Annotated in this window: 8 protein-coding genes; 7 read left to right on the top strand and 1 reads right to left on the bottom strand. The window is 59.4% G+C overall.

What is annotated here, in order from left to right; genetic code table 11:
- The first annotated feature begins 267 nt into the window (after window positions 1–267).
- From ABIZ35_RS16310 to ABIZ35_RS16285, 6 genes are all read left to right on the top strand, one after another.
- A complete protein-coding gene (locus ABIZ35_RS16310; RefSeq protein WP_348220984.1) occupies window positions 268–534 on the top strand; it encodes a hypothetical protein in 267 nt (88 codons plus the stop codon).
- Between the two features lie 121 nt (window positions 535–655).
- Window positions 656–1,150, top strand: a complete 495-nt coding sequence (locus ABIZ35_RS16305) for a hypothetical protein (protein WP_348220983.1) — start codon at window positions 656–658, stop codon at window positions 1,148–1,150.
- 337 nt (window positions 1,151–1,487) lie between these two features.
- Window positions 1,488–4,205: a prolyl oligopeptidase family serine peptidase gene (locus ABIZ35_RS16300; protein WP_348220982.1), complete on the top strand. Its 2,718-nt coding sequence runs from the start codon at window positions 1,488–1,490 to the stop codon at window positions 4,203–4,205.
- 217 nt (window positions 4,206–4,422) lie between these two features.
- Window positions 4,423–6,837 (top strand): PDZ domain-containing protein, encoded by a 2,415-nt coding sequence (locus ABIZ35_RS16295; protein WP_348220981.1) that lies wholly within the window; start codon window positions 4,423–4,425, stop codon window positions 6,835–6,837.
- A gap of 285 nt (window positions 6,838–7,122) precedes the next feature.
- On the top strand, window positions 7,123–9,237 hold the full coding sequence (locus ABIZ35_RS16290) for a glycoside hydrolase family 3 C-terminal domain-containing protein (RefSeq protein WP_348220980.1): 2,115 nt from the start codon (window positions 7,123–7,125) through the stop codon (window positions 9,235–9,237).
- 73 nt (window positions 9,238–9,310) lie between these two features.
- On the top strand, window positions 9,311–12,787 hold the full coding sequence (locus ABIZ35_RS16285) for a malectin domain-containing carbohydrate-binding protein (protein ID WP_348220979.1): 3,477 nt from the start codon (window positions 9,311–9,313) through the stop codon (window positions 12,785–12,787).
- Window positions 12,788–12,944: 157 nt separating this feature from the next.
- On the opposite strand, the gene ABIZ35_RS16280 is transcribed toward ABIZ35_RS16285, so the two are convergent.
- On the bottom strand, window positions 12,945–15,821 hold the full coding sequence (locus tag ABIZ35_RS16280) for a beta-L-arabinofuranosidase domain-containing protein (RefSeq protein ID WP_348220985.1): 2,877 nt from the start codon (window positions 15,819–15,821) through the stop codon (window positions 12,945–12,947).
- 257 nt (window positions 15,822–16,078) lie between these two features.
- Between ABIZ35_RS16280 and ABIZ35_RS16275 the strand changes: the two genes are divergently transcribed.
- Entirely contained in the window at window positions 16,079–18,448 is a 2,370-nt protein-coding gene (locus tag ABIZ35_RS16275) for an alpha-L-rhamnosidase C-terminal domain-containing protein (RefSeq protein ID WP_348220978.1), read from the top strand.
- Window positions 18,449–18,561: the final 113 nt, after the last annotated feature.

Here is an 18,561-nt window from a genome sequence, read left to right as displayed (position 1 = left end):
TCGATCTTCTTTTTCGTGCCGACCATTGAAGGTGTGAGAATCCAACGGATTTGACCATTCTCCGCCCTCGATACGGATTGCATTTAGTGTAGCGAACTGTCTCACCTATTATAGACACAGAGGGAGTGGAATGGCACAACATATGTCTTAACACACCGACCTGGAGGATGGTACGACGATATTGACTCGGACAAAGTCAACCTCAATATCGCGTTCAACAACCTTCCGTCCTCTGGTGGCTACAACTACGGAGTCACCGTAGACGTCATGTACTACTCAGGCCCCTATCTGAGCGGGACGCTTCTGCAATCGACGACAAAGCTTGTCTATAGCACTGGCGGGACTATTTCTTCCGGCACTAGCAACGTACCGTTGAATATGTTCTTCAACACGCTGGGAAGCTTGCGCGCTTCGGAGCCGGCCGGAACACAGTCGATCTTTTACATCTACCATGTTCAGGGCGGCGGCGGCGGCACTGGATGGAGCGGCAGCTTTTCGACCTATTGCAGCCCGAACTTCATGGTGCATGGATAGCCACGGTACGATGCGTCGGTTCTCGTGACGGACGATGGATCGAAGTTATGAAAGCGCCATAATTTCGACCCATCTTCCATCACTGGCGCTACCCAGTTCCTCTCAATCAAGGAGAAATGGTATGAAAACACAGCTTCGTTTCGCATCAAGAATGGCCTGCATCGTCGCTTTCGGCCTGGTGGCGCTGATGGCGGGAGCCAAAGCGCACGCGCAGAGCGCGACGATTACTAACCTTTCCGCCACGGGGCAACCCGGTGGCTACGACAATGTGTCGGACACGGTCAACTTCAACCTCACGTTCACCTGGGTATCGACCTATGGCGGCTACAACTACTCAATTAATGCGTACGCCATGTACTACTCCGGCCCCAACGCCACTGGTACGCTTCTGCAAACCACATCAGCGCAACTTTATAGCACCAGCGGGCCCCTTTACCCCGGCTCCAACAACATCTGGGCGAACGTTAACTTGAACACGCCCGCGATCTTTCGCGCTATGGAGCCGGTTGGAACGCAGTCGTTCCGTTATGTGTACGTCGTTCAGGCCAGCGGCGGATGGAGGGACTGGAGCGGCAGCGTTACGAATGGCGGGCCGAACTGCGTTGTGCATGGATAAACAGCAGCACGGCGCGCCGGCTGTCCTGATGGAAGCCGACACCAACGAGTGTTGTCCGCCACTGTAACCATGCTGTGAACGGCATGGCGACGAGTAAATGTCTCCGGGCTGAGAGGTCCAAGAAGTGGTTCGGGGTATTTTGTCCCAAGAGGCTGTGTCATCATATGACACAGCCTCTTGGGCAGTTGACGGCCAGGGGCGTTTTGCGTCGGCTTCAGCGACCATTACGGTCAAATAGGACGACTTGCTTTAGCGCCAAAATTTCTAGAGGACTCTTATGATTGCCAGACGCCATGTGCGTATACTTATTCCCTGCTTTTTGTTCATCGGGGGGCTGATGCCTGAGGCTTTTTCGCCGCGCACGGCAAACGCGCAAATCGGGTCGCCCGCGCCGTTCGATGACCATATGCGGCAGCCATGGGTTCCGGAGAGCTCCCCGCCATTTCTGAGATCGTGGCTGATCTGCGGGCGATTTTCCAATCCCCCGAAGTCCACGGACCAGGACACATTGGCCGCCCTGCGAACGGGCGTCGACACAAACTACCTGAAGAATTATCCCGACGAAGGCGCCGCGCACCCAGCGGACAAAACCGAGGAGCCGCTGCCGGGCGGCGGCAAGGCGGTATGGACGCCGTATACGTCGCCAACCGACGTGGTCGACTTTACCCAACTCTACACCGACGGTCAGACTAACAACTATGTGGCGTACGCTTACGCCACCATTACTTCGCAGAAGCCAGACGACATGATGATGACGGTGGGCAGCGATGACGCTGTTCGGGTTTGGCTGAACGGCAAGCTGGTTCACACGAACGTAGCCACCCGGGGGGTGTCCCCTGACAATGACATCGTGAGCGTGCGCCTCAATCAGGGGGTGAACACGGTTCTCGTCAAAGTGGTCAACGGAGGAGGCGGATGGGGCTTTGCGCTGCGGCTGGCTCATGCGAGCGACCTCGGCAATTCGTTTTTTCGCCCGTGGGTCGCTCCGGAAACGCCGGACCATAAGATCGTCGTCACGACCGCGCCCGGAAGAAACGATGCTGTTCCCGTCGACGTCACCATCCTTGCCGCTGGCGGCAAGATCGTAAGTAAGCAACGATCGACACTCGGGGTTCCTGTCACTTTCGACGCCGGCGCGTGGCCTGACGGCGCCTATGAGGCCCGGTGTATTCCGACCTTCGCTGACGGCGAGCGATCAGTCGTTTCTCTGGGCTTCTATCACGGTGATGCTCTCGCGGCAGCCCGCCGATTGGTCACCACCGCGCCGTCGAATAGCCAAACCGAATCCGAATTGACCCACGCGATGCTTGCCGACCTTGTTCGCTCCAAAATCGGCGATCCGGCGGCGGACCGACCGCTCACGAACGAGGAAGTCGGCAGCATTGTTTCGCCGCTCATGGAGTGGGAAGAGATACAAAGCAAGTCCCAAATACGTCCCGACGGATTCGTTCGATTCGCGTATCGCGACCCCATCGACGACTCGCCGCAGTTCTGCCGTGTTTACTTGCCGCCGGACTACACCCCGGATAAGAAGTGGCCGATGGTTGTTATCCTTCACGGGGCGAACTTCGACAATCCGTCGTACGTTGGGTGGGCAGGCATGTGGGGAATCGATGCACGTCACAACGATCGCGCCGACCTCTATCACGTTATTGAAATCGAGCCGATGGGCCGGTATAATTCGTTCTATCGCGGCCTGGGCGAGCAGGACATATTGCGATGTATCCAGATGGCGAAGGACCGCTTTTCAGTGGATGATGACCGCGTATATCTGGGCGGAATCTCGATGGGCGGCGCGGGAACATGGCAGATCGGCTCACGCCATCCGGAGCTATTCGCCGCGATCTCTCCCAACCTCGGCGTCTTCGATTACCATGTCAATACCCAGGCGAGTACGGTGGCGAAGCTCAGCCCACGCGACCTGTTCTTCTGGGAAGCGCAAAGCACGCTGGCGCCGGTGGAATCCTTGCTCACAACCCCGGTTTTCGTCAACCATGGCGATGCAGACCCCGTGATCGATGTCAATCAATCTCGATACGCCGTCCGGATGCTGCAGCGCTGGGGATACGACGTCCGATACTGGGAGCATCCCGGCGGCGGACATGGCGACTTCAATTCGGACTCCGAGGTATTCCCGTGGTTCCTGCGTCATACTCGGGTGAGCAATCCATCCAAGGTCCAGGTGCGCGCAGCGGACGTCAAGACCGCGTCGGCGCACTGGGTCAGGATCCTCCAATGCACGGAGCCATATCGAATGATGACTGCCGAAGCTGAGGTGATTGGACCGAACCGCATCAAGCTTTCGACTGCGAACTCTCTTGCAGTCGCCCTGTCGCCGAAAGCCCCTCTGATCGATCCATCGAAGCCGATAAGCGTAACTTGGAACGGCGTCGACGAACCGCCCGCTAAACTCGCGAATGGCGCCCTGACCTTTTACGCCGCCGGCTACCATCCGGCGACCGGGGATAAGATCACGACAATCGCGGGGCCGCTGAACGATATCACCAATACGCCGTTCGCAATCGTTGTAGGCTCCCAATCGAGCGATCCAGCCGTCAATGCGTTCTGCCGCCAATCGGCGGACGATTTTGTGGCGCGCTGGCGGAAGGCGCAGCACTGCGCGCCGCGCGTCTTTCTCGATACACAGATCACCGACGGCGATATTACGCGATATTCTCTCTACTTGATTGGCGGCGCTAACGCCAACGCGGTTACCGCCAGACTCGCCAAGCAACTGCCGCTGCAGATTGATAAGTCGACGATAACAATCGCCGGGCGCGCCTTCGAGGCTCCCGACGCCGCCTATCAGGCCATCTTTCCGAATCCGCTCAACCCCGAGCGATATGTGCGCGTCTGCGGAGCAACGTCGGCCGGCGCCATGACCAAGCTCTGGAGCATCCCGGAAGACGCCTATGACTTCGGCATCGTCGATGCGCGTACCGGTGAACCGATCGCGTACGGCGTCTTCGACGCCCACTGGCGTTGCACTGACGCCGGAACTCTGCTTGACAAAGACGCGATTCGAACGAACCCGCAGGGACCACGCGCTCCCTAAAGTCCTATCAAGCCTGTTGAAAACAGGGTTGTCTCTGACATCTGGATGTGTTCCTAACAAGCCCTCAATGGGGCGATCTCCTTCGGGTTGATGGTTCGGCCTCCGGGGCGGCCGAGTTCCGTTGAGGCGCGAATATCACGTCATAGTCGGCATTTACGGCAGGTTTCGCTATACGCATCGGATGCTCGTGTCCGTCGCTGCCGAAAGAATGAAAATCATGAATAAATTAGTTTTACTTTGCACGAGCCTCGTCGCCGCGCCGTTCGTTTGCATGATGTCGGCATCCGCTGCGGTCTTCTACGTCTCTCCGAACGGCAGCGACGCCGCACCCGGTACGCTGGCGAAGCCCTTTGCCACGCTGGCGCGAGCCCAGAAGGCGGCGCGTCCGATCGCGGGAAAGAAAACCGTCACGATCAATCTGCGGGGGGGCGCATATTACCTGCCCGCTCCGCTCGTCCTGACGGGCGCAGACTCCGGCGCGAAGACTGCGCCGGTGACATACCGAGCCTATCAGAAGGAACAGGTAATCGTAAGCGGTGGCAAACTCCTGCATCCCTCGTGGGAGACATACCGTGATGGGGTTATGAAGACGTCGGTCCCTGCGGACTGCGTCACGGATCAACTCTTCGTCAACGGGCAGCGCCGTATACTCGCCCGCTATCCCAACTACGATCCTCAGCAACGGATCTTGGGCGGATATGCCGCCGACGCCTTCAGTACGGAGCGCGCCAAGCGATGGGCCGATCCTACGGGAGGCCTTATTCACGCGATGCAGGCGCTGGAATGGGGAGATCTCCGATATCGAATCACTGGTAAGAATGCGGACGGCAATGTCGCCTATGAAGGCGGATGGCAGAACAACCGCCAAATGGGCATGCATCCCGAACAGCGCTATGTCGAGAACATTTTCGAAGAACTGGATGCGCCCGATGAGTGGTTCCTCAATACCAAGACCCACACGCTCTACTACTATCCGCCGGCGGGACTCGATCTGAGCAAAGCCACTGTTGAAACCGTGCGGCTGCGCTCTTTGATCGAGCTGCGCGGCGACGAGGCGCATCCCGTGCGCTTCGTCCGGTTCCAGGGAATCACTTTTCGCCATACGGCGGAGACCTTTATGGACAACAAGGAGCCTCTGGTGCGGTCGGACTGGACGATCTACCGGGGCGGCGCGCTCTTCTTCTCGGGCACGGAAAATTGCCTTGTTGAGAACTGCAACATCGAGCAGGTCGGCGGCAATGCCGTGTTCGCCAGCGACTACAACCGCCGCCTCACGATCCGTGGGTGCGATATTCCCGACGCCGGCTCAAATGGAGTAGCCTTCGTCGGCTCCCCTGTAGCCGTGCGCAGTCCATTGTTCGAGTACGGTCAACGTCACAACCTATCCGAGATCGACCTCACTGCCGGCCCCCGCACAAACAACTATCCGGCCGACTGCCTGGTTGAGGATTGCCTGATCCGCCGCTCCGGACGCGTCGAAAAACAAACGGCGCCCGTCGAGATCGATATGGCTGCGAGAATTACGGTGCGCCACTGCTCGATCTACGACGTTCCTCGCGCCGGGATCAACATCGGTGATGGCTGCTGGGGCGGGCATGTGATCGAGTTCTGCGACATCTTCGATACCGTCAAGGAAACGGGAGACCACGGCTCGTTCAACTCCTGGGGACGCGACCGCTTCTGGGGCCTGACCGGAGTCGATCTGAACAACGACGCCGACTGGAACACGCACGCGAACTTGCCGCTCCTTGATGTGGTCGAGCCGATCATTCTTCGAAACACGCGCTGGCGGTGCGATCACGGCTGGGACATCGACCTCGACGACGGCTCATCGAACTACCATATCTATAACAACCTATGCTTAAACGGGGGCATCAAGAACCGCGAAGGCTATCGCCGGGTTGTCGAAAACAACATCATTGTCAACAATACGTTCCATCCGCATGTTTGGTATGCACACAGCGGAGATGTCTTCCGCCGTAACATCGTCTTCAGCGATGGCTACCGGCCGGCGGGAATGCCCTCCGACCGCCCCTGGGGCGCGGAGATGGACCATAACCTGGTGGATCAGCCCGGCCTCAATATGCCGCATCCTGCTCAAGGGCTTGCGGCCATGTCTCATCGCGATGCCGCATCCATCGTCGCCGACGCACGCTTCATCAACCCGGCAGCCGGAGATTTTCGGGTCGCAAGCAATTCCCCAGCGCTCGCGCTGGGATTCAAGAGCTTCCCAATGGATCAGTTCGGCGTTCTAAGCCCGCGTCTCAAGGCGATCGCCCAGACGCCCGTGATCCCGACGATTGCGGGTCAAACGAATGAGAATGCAAATCAGGCGCCCACAACAGCTACCAGCGTGGTCTTCGGCGCGAATGTCCGCAATATCGTAGGTCTGGGAGATCGCTCGGTCTATGGTCTCCCAGACGAAAGCGGCGTGCTGATATTGGACATGCCAGCAGACAGCGCCGCGAAGAAGTTCGGCCTGGCGCCGAACGACGTGATCATCGCCGCCAGCAATCAGGCGGTGCATACGATCACGGACCTCATTAAAATCGCAGCTCGGTCACAGGGCAAGACGTTGCATTTGACCGTTATCCGCCAGCAGAGGAAAACCGACGTGGAAATTGCCCTGTGAGCGTCGTATCCGCCGCCGACGAGCGGCTAAGAACCGTTCTGCCTTAACAATCTGATGTTACGCAAACCATATGCCCGGCGGTTAAAACCGCGGCTAGAAGTGCACGATGTGCGCCTCCGGGCACTCCAGAAACGCATTCGAACACGTTCTCTGGGGTCCACGCAGGTGGACATTGTGCTTTTCTAGCCGCGCCACCCAGAGGGTGCCCGGTCGCCAGGCGCATTGTGCGTAACATGAATTAACAAGTTTACCGTGAGCGATGATTTTAGAAATGGAACTGGAACCATGGACGTACCGAACTTAGATATCCCTGCATACCAAGACCCGGCCCAGCCGCTCGAATTAAGAATCGATGATCTGCTTTCGCGCATGACTCTTGAGGAGAAGATCGACTGCCTCGGCACAAACCCAAGCGTGCCTCGCCTTGGCGTCAGGGGGAGCGACCACATCGAGGGGCTCCATGGCGTCGCTCTGGGTGAGCCCGGCGGATGGGGCGGAGCCAACCCCATTCCGACGACCACGTTTCCCCAGGCGATCGGTCTCGGGCAGACCTGGGACCTGGATCTGATCCGGCGAGCGGCGGCCGTCGAGGGATACGAGGCGCGTTACCTCTTTCAATGCGAGCGATACCAACGCGGCGGGATTGTGGTGCGCGCGCCGAACGCCGACCTCGGCCGCGATCCACGGTGGGGACGCACCGAGGAGTGCTTCGGAGAAGATCCATATTTCAACGGCGTCATGACCCAGGCCTTCGTTCGCGGCCTGCAAGGAGATCATCCTGACTACTGGCTGTGCGCCTCCCTGATGAAACACTTTCTGGCGAACAGTAATGAGAACGGCCGCGAGAACTCGTCCTCCGACTTCGACGAGCGGCTGTTTCGCGAGTATTACTCGGCGCCGTTTCGGATGGGGATCGAGGCCGGCTCGCGGGCGTTCATGGCCGCCTACAACGCGTACAACGGCGTCCCGTGCGCAGTCCATCCGATGCTTAAAGAGATCGCGGTGAACGAGTGGGGACAAGATGGGGTTATCTGCACGGACGGCGGCGCGATGAAGCTGCTGATCTCACACCACAAGTGGTGCGCAGACGATGTGCATGCGGTGGCGGCGATCGTCAAGGCGGGCATCGGCCAGTTCCTGGACGATTACATCCCTGGAGCGCAGAAGGCCGTGGAGAGCAAACTGCTCACGGAAGCGGAAATCGACGCCGCTCTGCGCGGCGACTTCCGAGTCATGGTTCGACTCGGCTTGCTCGACCCGCCTGCGTCCGTCCCGTACTCGCAGATTGGCGCAGCCGACGAACCGGAGCCCTGGCTGTCGGAGTCTCATCGGGCCGTCGCGCGCGAGGCGACCGAGAAATCGATTGTCCTGCTTAAGAACGAGGGGGGCGTGCTTCCTCTCGATCCTGAGAGTCTGAGATCGGTTGCCCTGATCGGCCCGAGAGCCGACGCCGTCCTGCTCGACTGGTACAGCGGTTCGCCGCCCTATGCGGTGACCCCGCTGCAGGGCCTTCGCGAACGGCTGGGGCAGGAAATCGATGTGCGCTTTGCAGATGGCGAAGATATCGAAGCCGCCGCTGAGTTGGCGCGCGAGTGCGAAGTGTCGATCCTCTGTCTGGGCAATAATCCCGTCGGCTCCGGCGGCTGGGCGAAGGTCAATACATCGGACGAGGGACGAGAGGCCGTCGACCGCGAGACGCTCAATCTGTGCGAGGCGCAGGAAAAACTTCTTCGACAGGTATATGCGGCCAACCCGAATACTATTCTAGTGTTGATATCGAGTTTTCCTTATGCCATCCTGTGGGCGCAGGAGCATGTGCCGGCGATTGTACAGATGACGCATAGCAGCCAGGAGCAGGGGAATGCCCTCGCGGCTGCGCTTGTGGGAGACATCAATCCGGCGGGCCGTCTTGTTCAGACATGGCCGCGCTCCATCGAACAACTGCCCGCGATGATGGACTACGATATCCGACACGGCCGCACCTACCTCTATGGACAGGCCGACACGCTCTACCCGTTCGGCTATGGGCTCAGCTACACGAGCTTTGCTTATTCGGATCTGCAGGTCAGCAGTCGCGTTATTGGTCCGAACGACTCTGTTGACGTCAGCGTCTGTGTCGCGAATGTGGGACCCCAAGACGGTGAGGAAGTCGTGCAGCTTTACGTGCGTCACGCGCATTCGCAGGTACAACGGCCTCAGATTGAGCTGAAGGGCTTTCAGCGCGTCGCGATCCGCGCCGGGGAGACTAAGACGATAACAATTTCGCTCTCCGCCAGCCAGTTCGCCTATTGGAACAGCGAGCGCGGCGCCTTCGTCGTGGAGCCAGGGCCGATACAGATACTTGTCGGCGGATCTTCGGCGAATATCATCCAGGAGGCGACAATCATCATCTCTGACTGAGTTCGTCGCCCCGCTCGCCAAGGCGTCGCCTGAGCCATACGCGATGACCAGAAACCAGACACAAAGCGTTAACATGAAAAAGATCATCCTATTCTGCATGCTACTCCTGACCATCGCTTGCGCGCAGCCGCCCGAAGTACAGGCTGCTATCCGGGTTTCGTCGAGCGCATCGATCGACACCGTGATCGTCCCGGATACCGGATGGCGTCTGTGGCTGGATCGCAAGGCCGATTGGCGCAAGGAGCCGGCGTTCCTGCCGGAGGATGTCCAACTCGCGAAGCTCGCGCCGCATCCTCCGACCGGCGGCTGGGCCGCCCTGTCCCTACAGGCCGCCAAAGCCGTGACCCTCCCGACGACCGTCGAACAATGCGACTGGGGCGTCAACGGATTGCGACCCTACAAAAACGAGTACTTTTACGAAGACCGGGATCACCAGCCGAGGAACGGCAACTATCTCGGCATTTCCTGGTGGTGGCGCACGGTCACCGTCCCAAAGAGCTTCTCTGGAAAGACGGCGATCCTGCATATCCGCGCCGCCAAACAGCTTGCGGAGGTCTATGTCAACCAGAAACTGGTCGGCTACAACCTCGTTGCGGAATCGGCTTTTGACTGCGATATCACAGATGCGCTCAAACCCGGAACGAACAATACGATCGCCATTCGGATTACCAATCCAGGCGGGCGTCTCGACTGGGGCGACTGGAGCACCGCAAATATCGGAGGTATGGGCATCTACGGCGGACATGCCTTCAGTGGTCTTGACCGCGGCGTTACGCTGACGGCGCATGGCCCGGTGCGGTTTAGCGATACCTGGGTATTGAACACCCCGGCCCCTCGCACCATCGAAGCGCATGCGGTTCTCACCAGCGCAAATCGGGCGCCGGCGAGAGGCGCCGTGATCGTCACGGTGATCGATCCGGCGACCGGCAAATCGATTGGCCGAGCTGCGGTCGATTGTACGGCGCCGCCCAACGGCTCCCTGCCTGTCGCTATCCGAGTCACGGCGCCTAATGCAAAGCTGTGGGATTTGGCGCATCCCAATCTCTATGTGGCGCGATTCGAGTTTTCCGGCGCTATCCGCGTCGCCGGAGCGAAACCCGGCGGGCTCATTGCCGACAGCCGAAAGACTCCGTTCGGCTTTCGCTGGTTTGCGCCCGCTGGCGTGGGCGGCAACGCCGTTTTACGCCTGAACGGCGATCGCATACGCGTGTATAGCGCCATCAGCTGGGGTTTCTGGGGATTAAATGGCCTGTGGCCGACGCCGGAGTTGGCTCGCAAGGAAGTGACGACCGCAAAAAAACTCGGGCTGAACGCCGTGAACTTTCACCGTAATATGCCTCGGGCCGAATGCCTGGACGACGCCGACCGGATGGGCCTGCTCCGCTACGCGGAGCCCGGCGGCGGCATGACCCTCATCTGGAACAAGAAGGATACCGAGGATTCGTTACAGCGCTACATGCAGGAAAAGATCGTGCGGATGGTGCGCGACGCCCGCAGCCATCCGTCCCTCATGATGTATGTCGTGCAGAACGAGCTCGATGATGATACATACAAGCATCCGATTGCCGCCAAAGTCCTCCGGCGCATCCACCAGGAAGACCCAAGCCGGGTCATTTTGCTCAAAAGCGGTATCAATTCTCCTGGGGAAATGTGGATGGCGCCCTATGACGATAGACTGTACATCGACGATGGAAAGGGCTATTCCGGATGGTGGGACGCGCATACCGTGGGAACGCCCGATGCGTGGGGCGACGCCAACTACCGCAGTCCGAACGACTATGTCTACCGCAACACGAACCGGCGCGAGATCGTCGACTATGGTGAGATGGGTGGAAGCGGCGCGGCGGACAACCACGCGCTTATGATCCGCCAGATCAAGTCAGCCGGCGGCAAGAGCTACGACCTTCTCGACCATCAGGAAATCGACGCCGCCTACAACCACTTTCTCGATCAGTACGGCTTCCGTGCAAGTTTTCCGACGACCGATGCCCTGTATCGAAAGATTGGCGAGAAGCAGTACGATTATTGGGCGCGCGTGCTGGAATGCGCCCGGCTCAGCGACGAGACCGACTATCTCACCCTCAGCGGATGGGAGACGACAGCCGTCGAGAACCACAGCGGCATTGTCGATAACCTGCGCAATCCACACGGCGACCCGCGCACGATCCGTGACGCCTTGCGACCTGTGATGCCTGACATCCAAGTGAGAACGTCGGCGGTCGAGTCCGGAGCAACGGCAACATATGATTTGTTCTTCCTGAACGAATCGCACCGTCCGGTGTCCGGTCGCGTCGACGTGACTTTGCGACATCCGAACGGCAGGACGGAGACCCTCGGACACTACGCGCTGCCAGCCTATGCTCGGGACATCTTTTCCTACCCCATCGCCGCAGGGCTGGTCACGCCGCCGCTTACTGAAGCCGGCCAGTACATGCTGACGGCGTCGTTAGGCCAGGCGCGCGACTGGCGCGCCATCAACGTGGTCAACCTTAAGCACCCGCTCATCGCTCCTGTCGCGGTGACCGGCGGCTCGTCGGAGCTCACGGGCGATCTTGCCGCCATCGGTCAGCCAACGACTCCGTTCGCTGCCGACAAGCGATATGCCGTAGCCGTTTGCGCGCCGGCTCCGCAGGGCTCTCGAAGCGAATCGGGTGCGCCCGTTGCGAGCACCGTCGATCCGGAGCTCTATCGGTGGCAGCGATTTGGCGGCGCGGGCTTGGAGTTTCGCATCGCCGGGCTGCCCAACGGCCCGGCGAAGGTAACGCTTGGGTTCGACGAAGCCCACTTCGATCATGCCGGAGCGCGCGTCTTCGACGTCAAGGTGAACAACGCGACCGTGCTGAAAAACGTAGATGTCTACACCCTCGCCGGAGGCAAAGACCGCGTCTGGACGACCACGATCGACACGCAGATCACGGACGGCGCGGTGACGGTCGCGCCGGGTATAGTGACGTCAGACAACGCGATGTTCAGCACAATCCGCATCGACACGGGAACGCCCGCCCAAACCGCCGCTGTCTACTTCGGCGACAAGCCTTACACGGCCAAGGATGGTGTCATATGGACGCCATATGTCTCGGCGGCCAAACTGCCGAGCGGTATTTTGGACCAGGTGCGAGGCGGGATGGGACTGCTGGTTCTGGCCGATCAAGAGAGCGACATTACGGGATACGCACACGAATTGGAAGCCGCCGGCGCGTTTCATTTCGACGGCCTTGTCGGCTCCTCGTTCGCGCCGTGGATGGGCTCGTGGTATATCGTCCGCCGACATCCCCTCTACGCCGGACTGCCACAGGATACCATTATGAAGAGCGACTATCAGGCTCCAGTCGGGAACTCGAACGGGATCATTGCAACCGGTCCGAATATCGAATGGGTCACTGCGTTCAGCCGCGATCACAGCCGAACCATCGGCGCGGGCGATGTCATTGCGAAGCTAGGCAAAGGGCGCATCCTGTTCCACATCGTACCCCGCATGAACACGCCTTTCCAGCGAAAGTGGCTATCCAACGCCCTGACATACCTCTCAGCGGAGACTCCCCGGCAGTGATCATTGCGGGGTGAATTCACGATCCGACGATCCTTATATGAATTGTGTCGGTTTCGCTAACCCACAAGAAATCTCATAGAGCCAAATAAGTATTAGGAACGAGACGTTAAACGACCGCCGCACAGCAAAGAGCTGTGCGGCGGTCGTTTTTTGTGTCCTACTTGGAAGCCGGCGGGTAGAGTTCGATCCGGCTGATCTGTGCGGCGTTGGGGAAGGCCGGGTTCGCGGAGGCGCGGATTACGAAGCGGAACGTGTTCGTGGTGACCGGCTTAATGGTCGTACGATAGTGGAATGGGTCGCTGTAGCCGCGTTCACTGAAGATCGTTTTGTCCTTGCCGTTCACTTGCACGATTCCGTCGAAATCGACGGGATGGCCTCCGGGATCGGCGAAACGGATTACCACACGCCCGATCTTTGTCGCCTGGGGCAGCGTGACTTCGATCCAATGCGGGTGCGGCGTATCCAGCGACGAGTGCCAGCGGTGGGATTCTTCGCCGGCAGGGACAAAGTGATCGTCAATGATCAGCGCGGTACCGCCCGGTTCGTTTGCATAGACACTGTCCGATGACGCTTTTACGCCCAGGCTGGCGAGGGCGAGATTGCCGGCTTCTGTCGGCTCCGTTGTGGACGCTTCCGATGTGCCGATGACCGGGTAGCAAGTGAACTCTTCCTCCTGGACTTGCCAGTAGGGTGTATAGTGGTGATCCGTGTGACCCGCCACGGCGAAGTGGAGTGGCTGGTCCAGGATGGGGGATAAGCTCGCCGCCAGGTCTTGGGATTCCAGATTGAGACGCTCGCCCTTGCCTCCGCCGGTTTTGCCTACCAGCGCCATCAGGATCGGTCCGTACTCCAATGCAAAACGTTCTTGGCCGAAGCTCGGATCCATCCCTGCGTAGCGCGTAAGTTGAAATTCCATCGGCAGTGTGAACGTAATCGTGTCGTCTGATGTCCAGACGCGATCCAGGGTGACATACGTTCCCGCCTTGCCGGTGGCCGCGCGCTTGCCGTTGACGTGGATCGGCATGGGCTTGCTCGCCCACGAGGGAATGCGCACCCGGATGGAAGATCTTACGGGATTTTGCGTGTTGAACGCAAGCTTTACTTCAGGCTTGAACGGAAACTCGGTCTCCATGGTCAGCTTCAGATTTTGGCTGCCTTGCGCCCACTCGATCGAGGATGCGTGAAATAAGTTGACGTAGAGCCCATCTTTGGCCGTGGAGTAGATGTACTCGGGTAGGGAACCGAGAAGGCGCGTTCCTTGACCCTCGCAGCAGGTGTTGTGAGACGTTACCGCGTCTTTGTGTCCCGTCAGGTGGCTCAGGTAACGGATGCCTTTGCTCCCGGCTTGATTCGCCAGACCGTTATTGTAGATCGACTTCTCGATCTCCGCGACGTATTTTTCCTCGCTGGGCGCCAGCAAGTGGAACCGCTGATTGTATCGCGCCCAGAAGACGCTGCCGCACAACTCGCCGGTATGCTTGTGCAGGTAGTAGGAATGAGGCGGGTACGGTTCAAACTCGCAGATCGCGATCGAGCCGCCCACATGCAGCCAATTGTCCCGGTAGAGATCCCATCCGCCCTTGGCGGCGTCCCAATATTTTTTTGCGCCCGTCGCCCGGTACTGGTCCAGATACGGCTCCAGGGAGGTGATGAGATAATTGTGCGGATGATCGTAGGGATATTGCCAGATCGCTTTCGGATCGCGCTGGGCAAGCTGCTCCATCCAGTAGTTTTCCTGGAAGAAACGCTGAACAACCTGAAGATCCTCTGGCTTGCCGATCGGCGTGAAGTAAGTGCGTGTGTTCGCGATCATCCCCTGGACGCCCTGGCCGGCGCGCCGCAGCAGTTCGGGCAGATATGGGCACGTGTCAAACCAGTCATAAAATCGGCGCAGCGCCGGAAATGCTTTGGAATGTCCCGCGAGGCCGGCTTCGATCAAGCCGTGCGTCACCCAGGAACGGGTGTAGGCGCCGCGTTCACTATAAAAGATCGATTCTTCGGGGTAGGCCATGAGATAGCCGTCGGCCCGCTGGCATTCCACGATACCGTCGACGATCGCGTTCATCCGAGCGCGTAGCTCCGGATGCTCCATCCAGCGCAAGGTGTTGCCGGCGCCCATCAGAAAGCGTCCGGCGTTGGAGCCGGGAAGGTCTGTGTCCCAGAACTCGATGGGAGGCTTCAGTCCCGCCGGGATCGGCATGCCGGCGCGTTCCCGAAACGGCCGCACCAGTTCGTCCACGGAGTTGGACGCGAGCAGGTAGTCGATGTTATTCTGCATCGCCGTCTTCAAAACGCCGTCGCCCAGGCTGACCCCGTCAATCGGCGCCTGGGCCTGATAGGAAACAGGCCGCCACAGACGCGCCGGGATAATATTGCCAGGGTTGTCCGTGATGACGTCCTCCCCCTGGCCCCGAGGGCCGCGAGTCAGGGCTGTTTTGCCGAGATCGCCATGGACCGAGTCAGAGATGGGGCATCCTTCGGCGACGTCCTTGCCGCCGGACCAGACCTCCAGCTTGGAAAGCTGAAATTTTCGATCGCGCAGCCGCGTGACGGTGATTCGCACATAACGCGCCTTGGCCTTGTCGGCGGGAAAGTGACTGACGGCGTCGCCTGGCTCCGGGAAATCCGCTCCGGTGCAGTCGGCGAGGATGATTGGGGACGCAAAGTTTGGGGCATTGGCGGCTTCCACACGGAAGCGCACCGGGTAATTCTGGCTGCCGAGGCCGAAATCGATCATCGGGAAGAGTTTGATATGGTCGAGCGGGGTGGGGGCGCCAAGGTCCACTTGGACCCACTGAACCGTATCGTCCGAAGCCGCTTGAGGCGATTGGTAGCCAAGCGGCGCGAGGCGGGCGATCCGCTCGATCCCCATCGGCCCCCGCCACCCGTTTTCCGCCGGAAGCGGCGGCATCGGTCCCGAAGCGGGCGTCTTGACGAGAAGCACTGGAGCGGGGTCCGCTCCGGCCGCCTTTGCCGGGGCCGTCCCGCTGGGAAGGAACGGCGCCGTCCCCACAACGATTCCCGCGCCGACCACTTGATTCAAGAATTTTCGCCGCGAAATGCGCGTCGGTTTCGGTTCAGAACCCATTGCCTTACTCCCTCATGCCTCGAAATTAGCAAATCCATTATACCGTACGAGAAGGGTACGCCCTGTTTGGATGGTTCGGTTTGTTTTTGGTGTTATTATGGATTGTTCTTTCCTGACGGACGTTGGTATAATGGAGTCAAACGTTTTTCAGATCTTATCTGCTCACCGTATGGAACTCACATTGTGAGTATGGACATTGACACATGCTTCCTCGCTTTATGCCGCTGGCTTTCCTCCCACTCGTTCTGCTGACCGGCGCTCACGCCAAGCCGCCGACGCTCGATCCTACCTACGGATTGCCGATCCCTCATTTGAAAGCGCCGCCAAAGAGTGTTGGCGCGGCGCAGTGGATCTGGGCGGCGGCAACGCAGGGTGATCAGATCGTGAACGCTCGCGGGAAGGTGACGCTGCCCGCCGCGCCGCATTCGGCGAAGTTATATGTGACGGGCGACGACAGCGTCAAAGTGTTCGTGAACGGGCGCCAGGTTGTGGCTACGGATTCCATCGAGCTGGGATGGAAACAGGTTCGCGCGATTTCTGTGGGTTCACTGCTTCATGCCGGCCCCAATCTCATTGCGGCGCAGGGCGTCAACGTTGGCGGGGGCGGGGCGGGAATCCTCGTTCGATTGGATGTCGATGGGAAAACGGTGCTCGGGAGCGGCAAAGATTGGCGTTTGCTGGAATCGGCAAACCCTCCGACGAACTGGACGAAGGCTGCGTTCGACGACGCCCATTGGCGATCTGCTTCAGTGGTCGCGGCTGTCGGAAAAGGACCCTGGGGAACCGCGCTGACAGACTGGCCGGACGCGGGAACGTCGTCGTGGTATCTGGCGCATCTTCCCTTCCGTCCAAAACAGTTCGCCGCCATTTCGGGACAGTTCAAGGGCGGTCCCGATTTGACCAAGGGTGGACCGATAACGCTTTTGCCTTCGTCCACGGACAGCGCCCCGGCGTCGCTCAGAATTGACTTCGGCCAGGAGATCGCCGGACGCCTCGTTCTCAAGGGGACCGCAGGAGCGTCCGTGCGCGTGACGACGGGGGAGTCCATCGCTGAACTCACGCATAGCGAGCCTGCTTTGGATAATAGCGGTCCTTATACGCTGACGCTGGCCGGCGCCGATTCCGTGACGACGCCTTACAGCGCATTTCGGTATGCGCTGCTGACATTTCCGTCTCGTGAGGCCGTGACGCTCACGAAGATCGAGTGCGATCACAAGTATTACCCCGTCGCCTACAAAGGCTCGTTTTCCTGCTCGGACCCGCTGCTGACCAAGATCTGGTACACGGGCGCCTACACGGCGCATCTGTGTATGCAGGAGGAGATCTGGGACGCGCCCAAGCGCGACCGGGGCCTCTGGGGCGGGGACTTGCATGCGACCGGCGCGACAATCAACAACGTCTTTGCCGACAAGTTTCTGATGGAGCGCTCCATCAGAATGCTTCGCGAAGAGGCCCAAAAAGGAAAGCCCGTCTCGCAGCTTCCCGTGCAGGACATCAATATGCTTCCTGGCTATACGGCGTCCTGGTTCGCGGAGCTGGCGGATTTCCACCGTCATATCGGCGATAAGGCTTTTTTGAAGAGCCAGCACGCCGGGATCCTGACCCTGCTGGAGTTCCAGAAGACCCAATTCAACGCCGACCATCTATTCTTCAATCCTAGCAACGCCTGGGACTTCACGGACTGGGCGCCCGACTTTATCCAGCACACGCCGCATACATTGATGGCGACGCATCTGTTCGACGTCCAAGGCGTCCACGAAGCTGTTTTCCTGCTGCGAGAACTGGGAGATAACGCGAACGCCGACAAGTACGACGCCTGGGCCAAGACGCTGACCGACGCGGCGCGCCGCCATTTCGTCGACTCCGCGACTGCCACCTATGGGAACCGATTGCAGACAAACGCCATGGCTGTGTATTCCGGCGTCGCGACTCCAGAGCAAAAAGCAGCGATCTATGCGAAAATTCTGAAAGCCGCCAGTCCCGTCTGGAAGCCGCCAGTGCACATCACGAGCATCAACGACTTCGCCATGACGCCTTACTACGGCTATTACGTCCTCCAGGACTTTGGCGCGCTCGGCAAACCGCAGGATGGGCTGGATTTAATTCGCCGTTACTGGGGCGCCATGATGGCGCGCGGGGCGACCACGACATGGGAAATGTTCGATCCCTCCCTTCCCGCCGACGATGCACGCATTCTCGACCTGATCCCCTACATCAGTCTCTCCCATGGCTGGTCCACGGGGCCGACCAGCTTCCTCTCGGAATATATTCTGGGAGTTCGTCCGACGAGCGGCGGCATGAAGACCGTGGAGATCACCCCGTTTTTAGGCGATTTGAAATGGGCCGAAGGCGATGTCCCCGCGCCTCAAGGTCTGATCCATGTGAAAGCTACCAAGAAAGGCGCTGGCCAAGTCGTACTGCTCAAGCTCCCTGCCGGAATCGACGCACAGGTCGGCGTATCCGGCAAAACCGTGTCCGTCAACGGCCGCCCCGCTGTGATCTCCCCCCGCGCCGGCGCTATCACATACGTGCATCTGAACAAAGCCGGCGTGTATCGGCTCGAAGGCCATTAGTACCGTGTTAAGTTGATTTCTTGTCATTTGCTCGTGCAGATCTTCTACTAGTTGCGGCTTCTCTTCTGTTGGAACTGAGACTGCCTCTCGGAGCCGTTGGGAATATATCGGTT

The organism is Capsulimonas sp., assembly GCF_039929585.1.
Classification (GTDB): Bacteria; Armatimonadota; Armatimonadia; order Armatimonadales; family Capsulimonadaceae; genus Capsulimonas.
This window is presented reverse-complemented; position numbering and strand designations above follow the sequence as displayed.

What these genes read in the sequence shown, in the direction of transcription:
- ABIZ35_RS16310 (WP_348220984.1), top strand. Translation starts at nt 268, where the DNA reads ATGTACTACTCAGGCCCCTATCTGAGCGGGACGCTTCTGCAATCGACG.
- ABIZ35_RS16305 (WP_348220983.1), top strand. Translation starts at nt 656, where the DNA reads ATGAAAACACAGCTTCGTTTCGCATCAAGAATGGCCTGCATCGTCGCT.
- ABIZ35_RS16300 (WP_348220982.1), top strand. Translation starts at nt 1,488, where the DNA reads ATGCCTGAGGCTTTTTCGCCGCGCACGGCAAACGCGCAAATCGGGTCG.
- ABIZ35_RS16295 (WP_348220981.1), top strand. Translation starts at nt 4,423, where the DNA reads ATGAATAAATTAGTTTTACTTTGCACGAGCCTCGTCGCCGCGCCGTTC.
- ABIZ35_RS16290 (WP_348220980.1), top strand. Translation starts at nt 7,123, where the DNA reads ATGGACGTACCGAACTTAGATATCCCTGCATACCAAGACCCGGCCCAG.
- ABIZ35_RS16285 (WP_348220979.1), top strand. Translation starts at nt 9,311, where the DNA reads ATGAAAAAGATCATCCTATTCTGCATGCTACTCCTGACCATCGCTTGC.
- ABIZ35_RS16275 (WP_348220978.1), top strand. Translation starts at nt 16,079, where the DNA reads ATGCTTCCTCGCTTTATGCCGCTGGCTTTCCTCCCACTCGTTCTGCTG.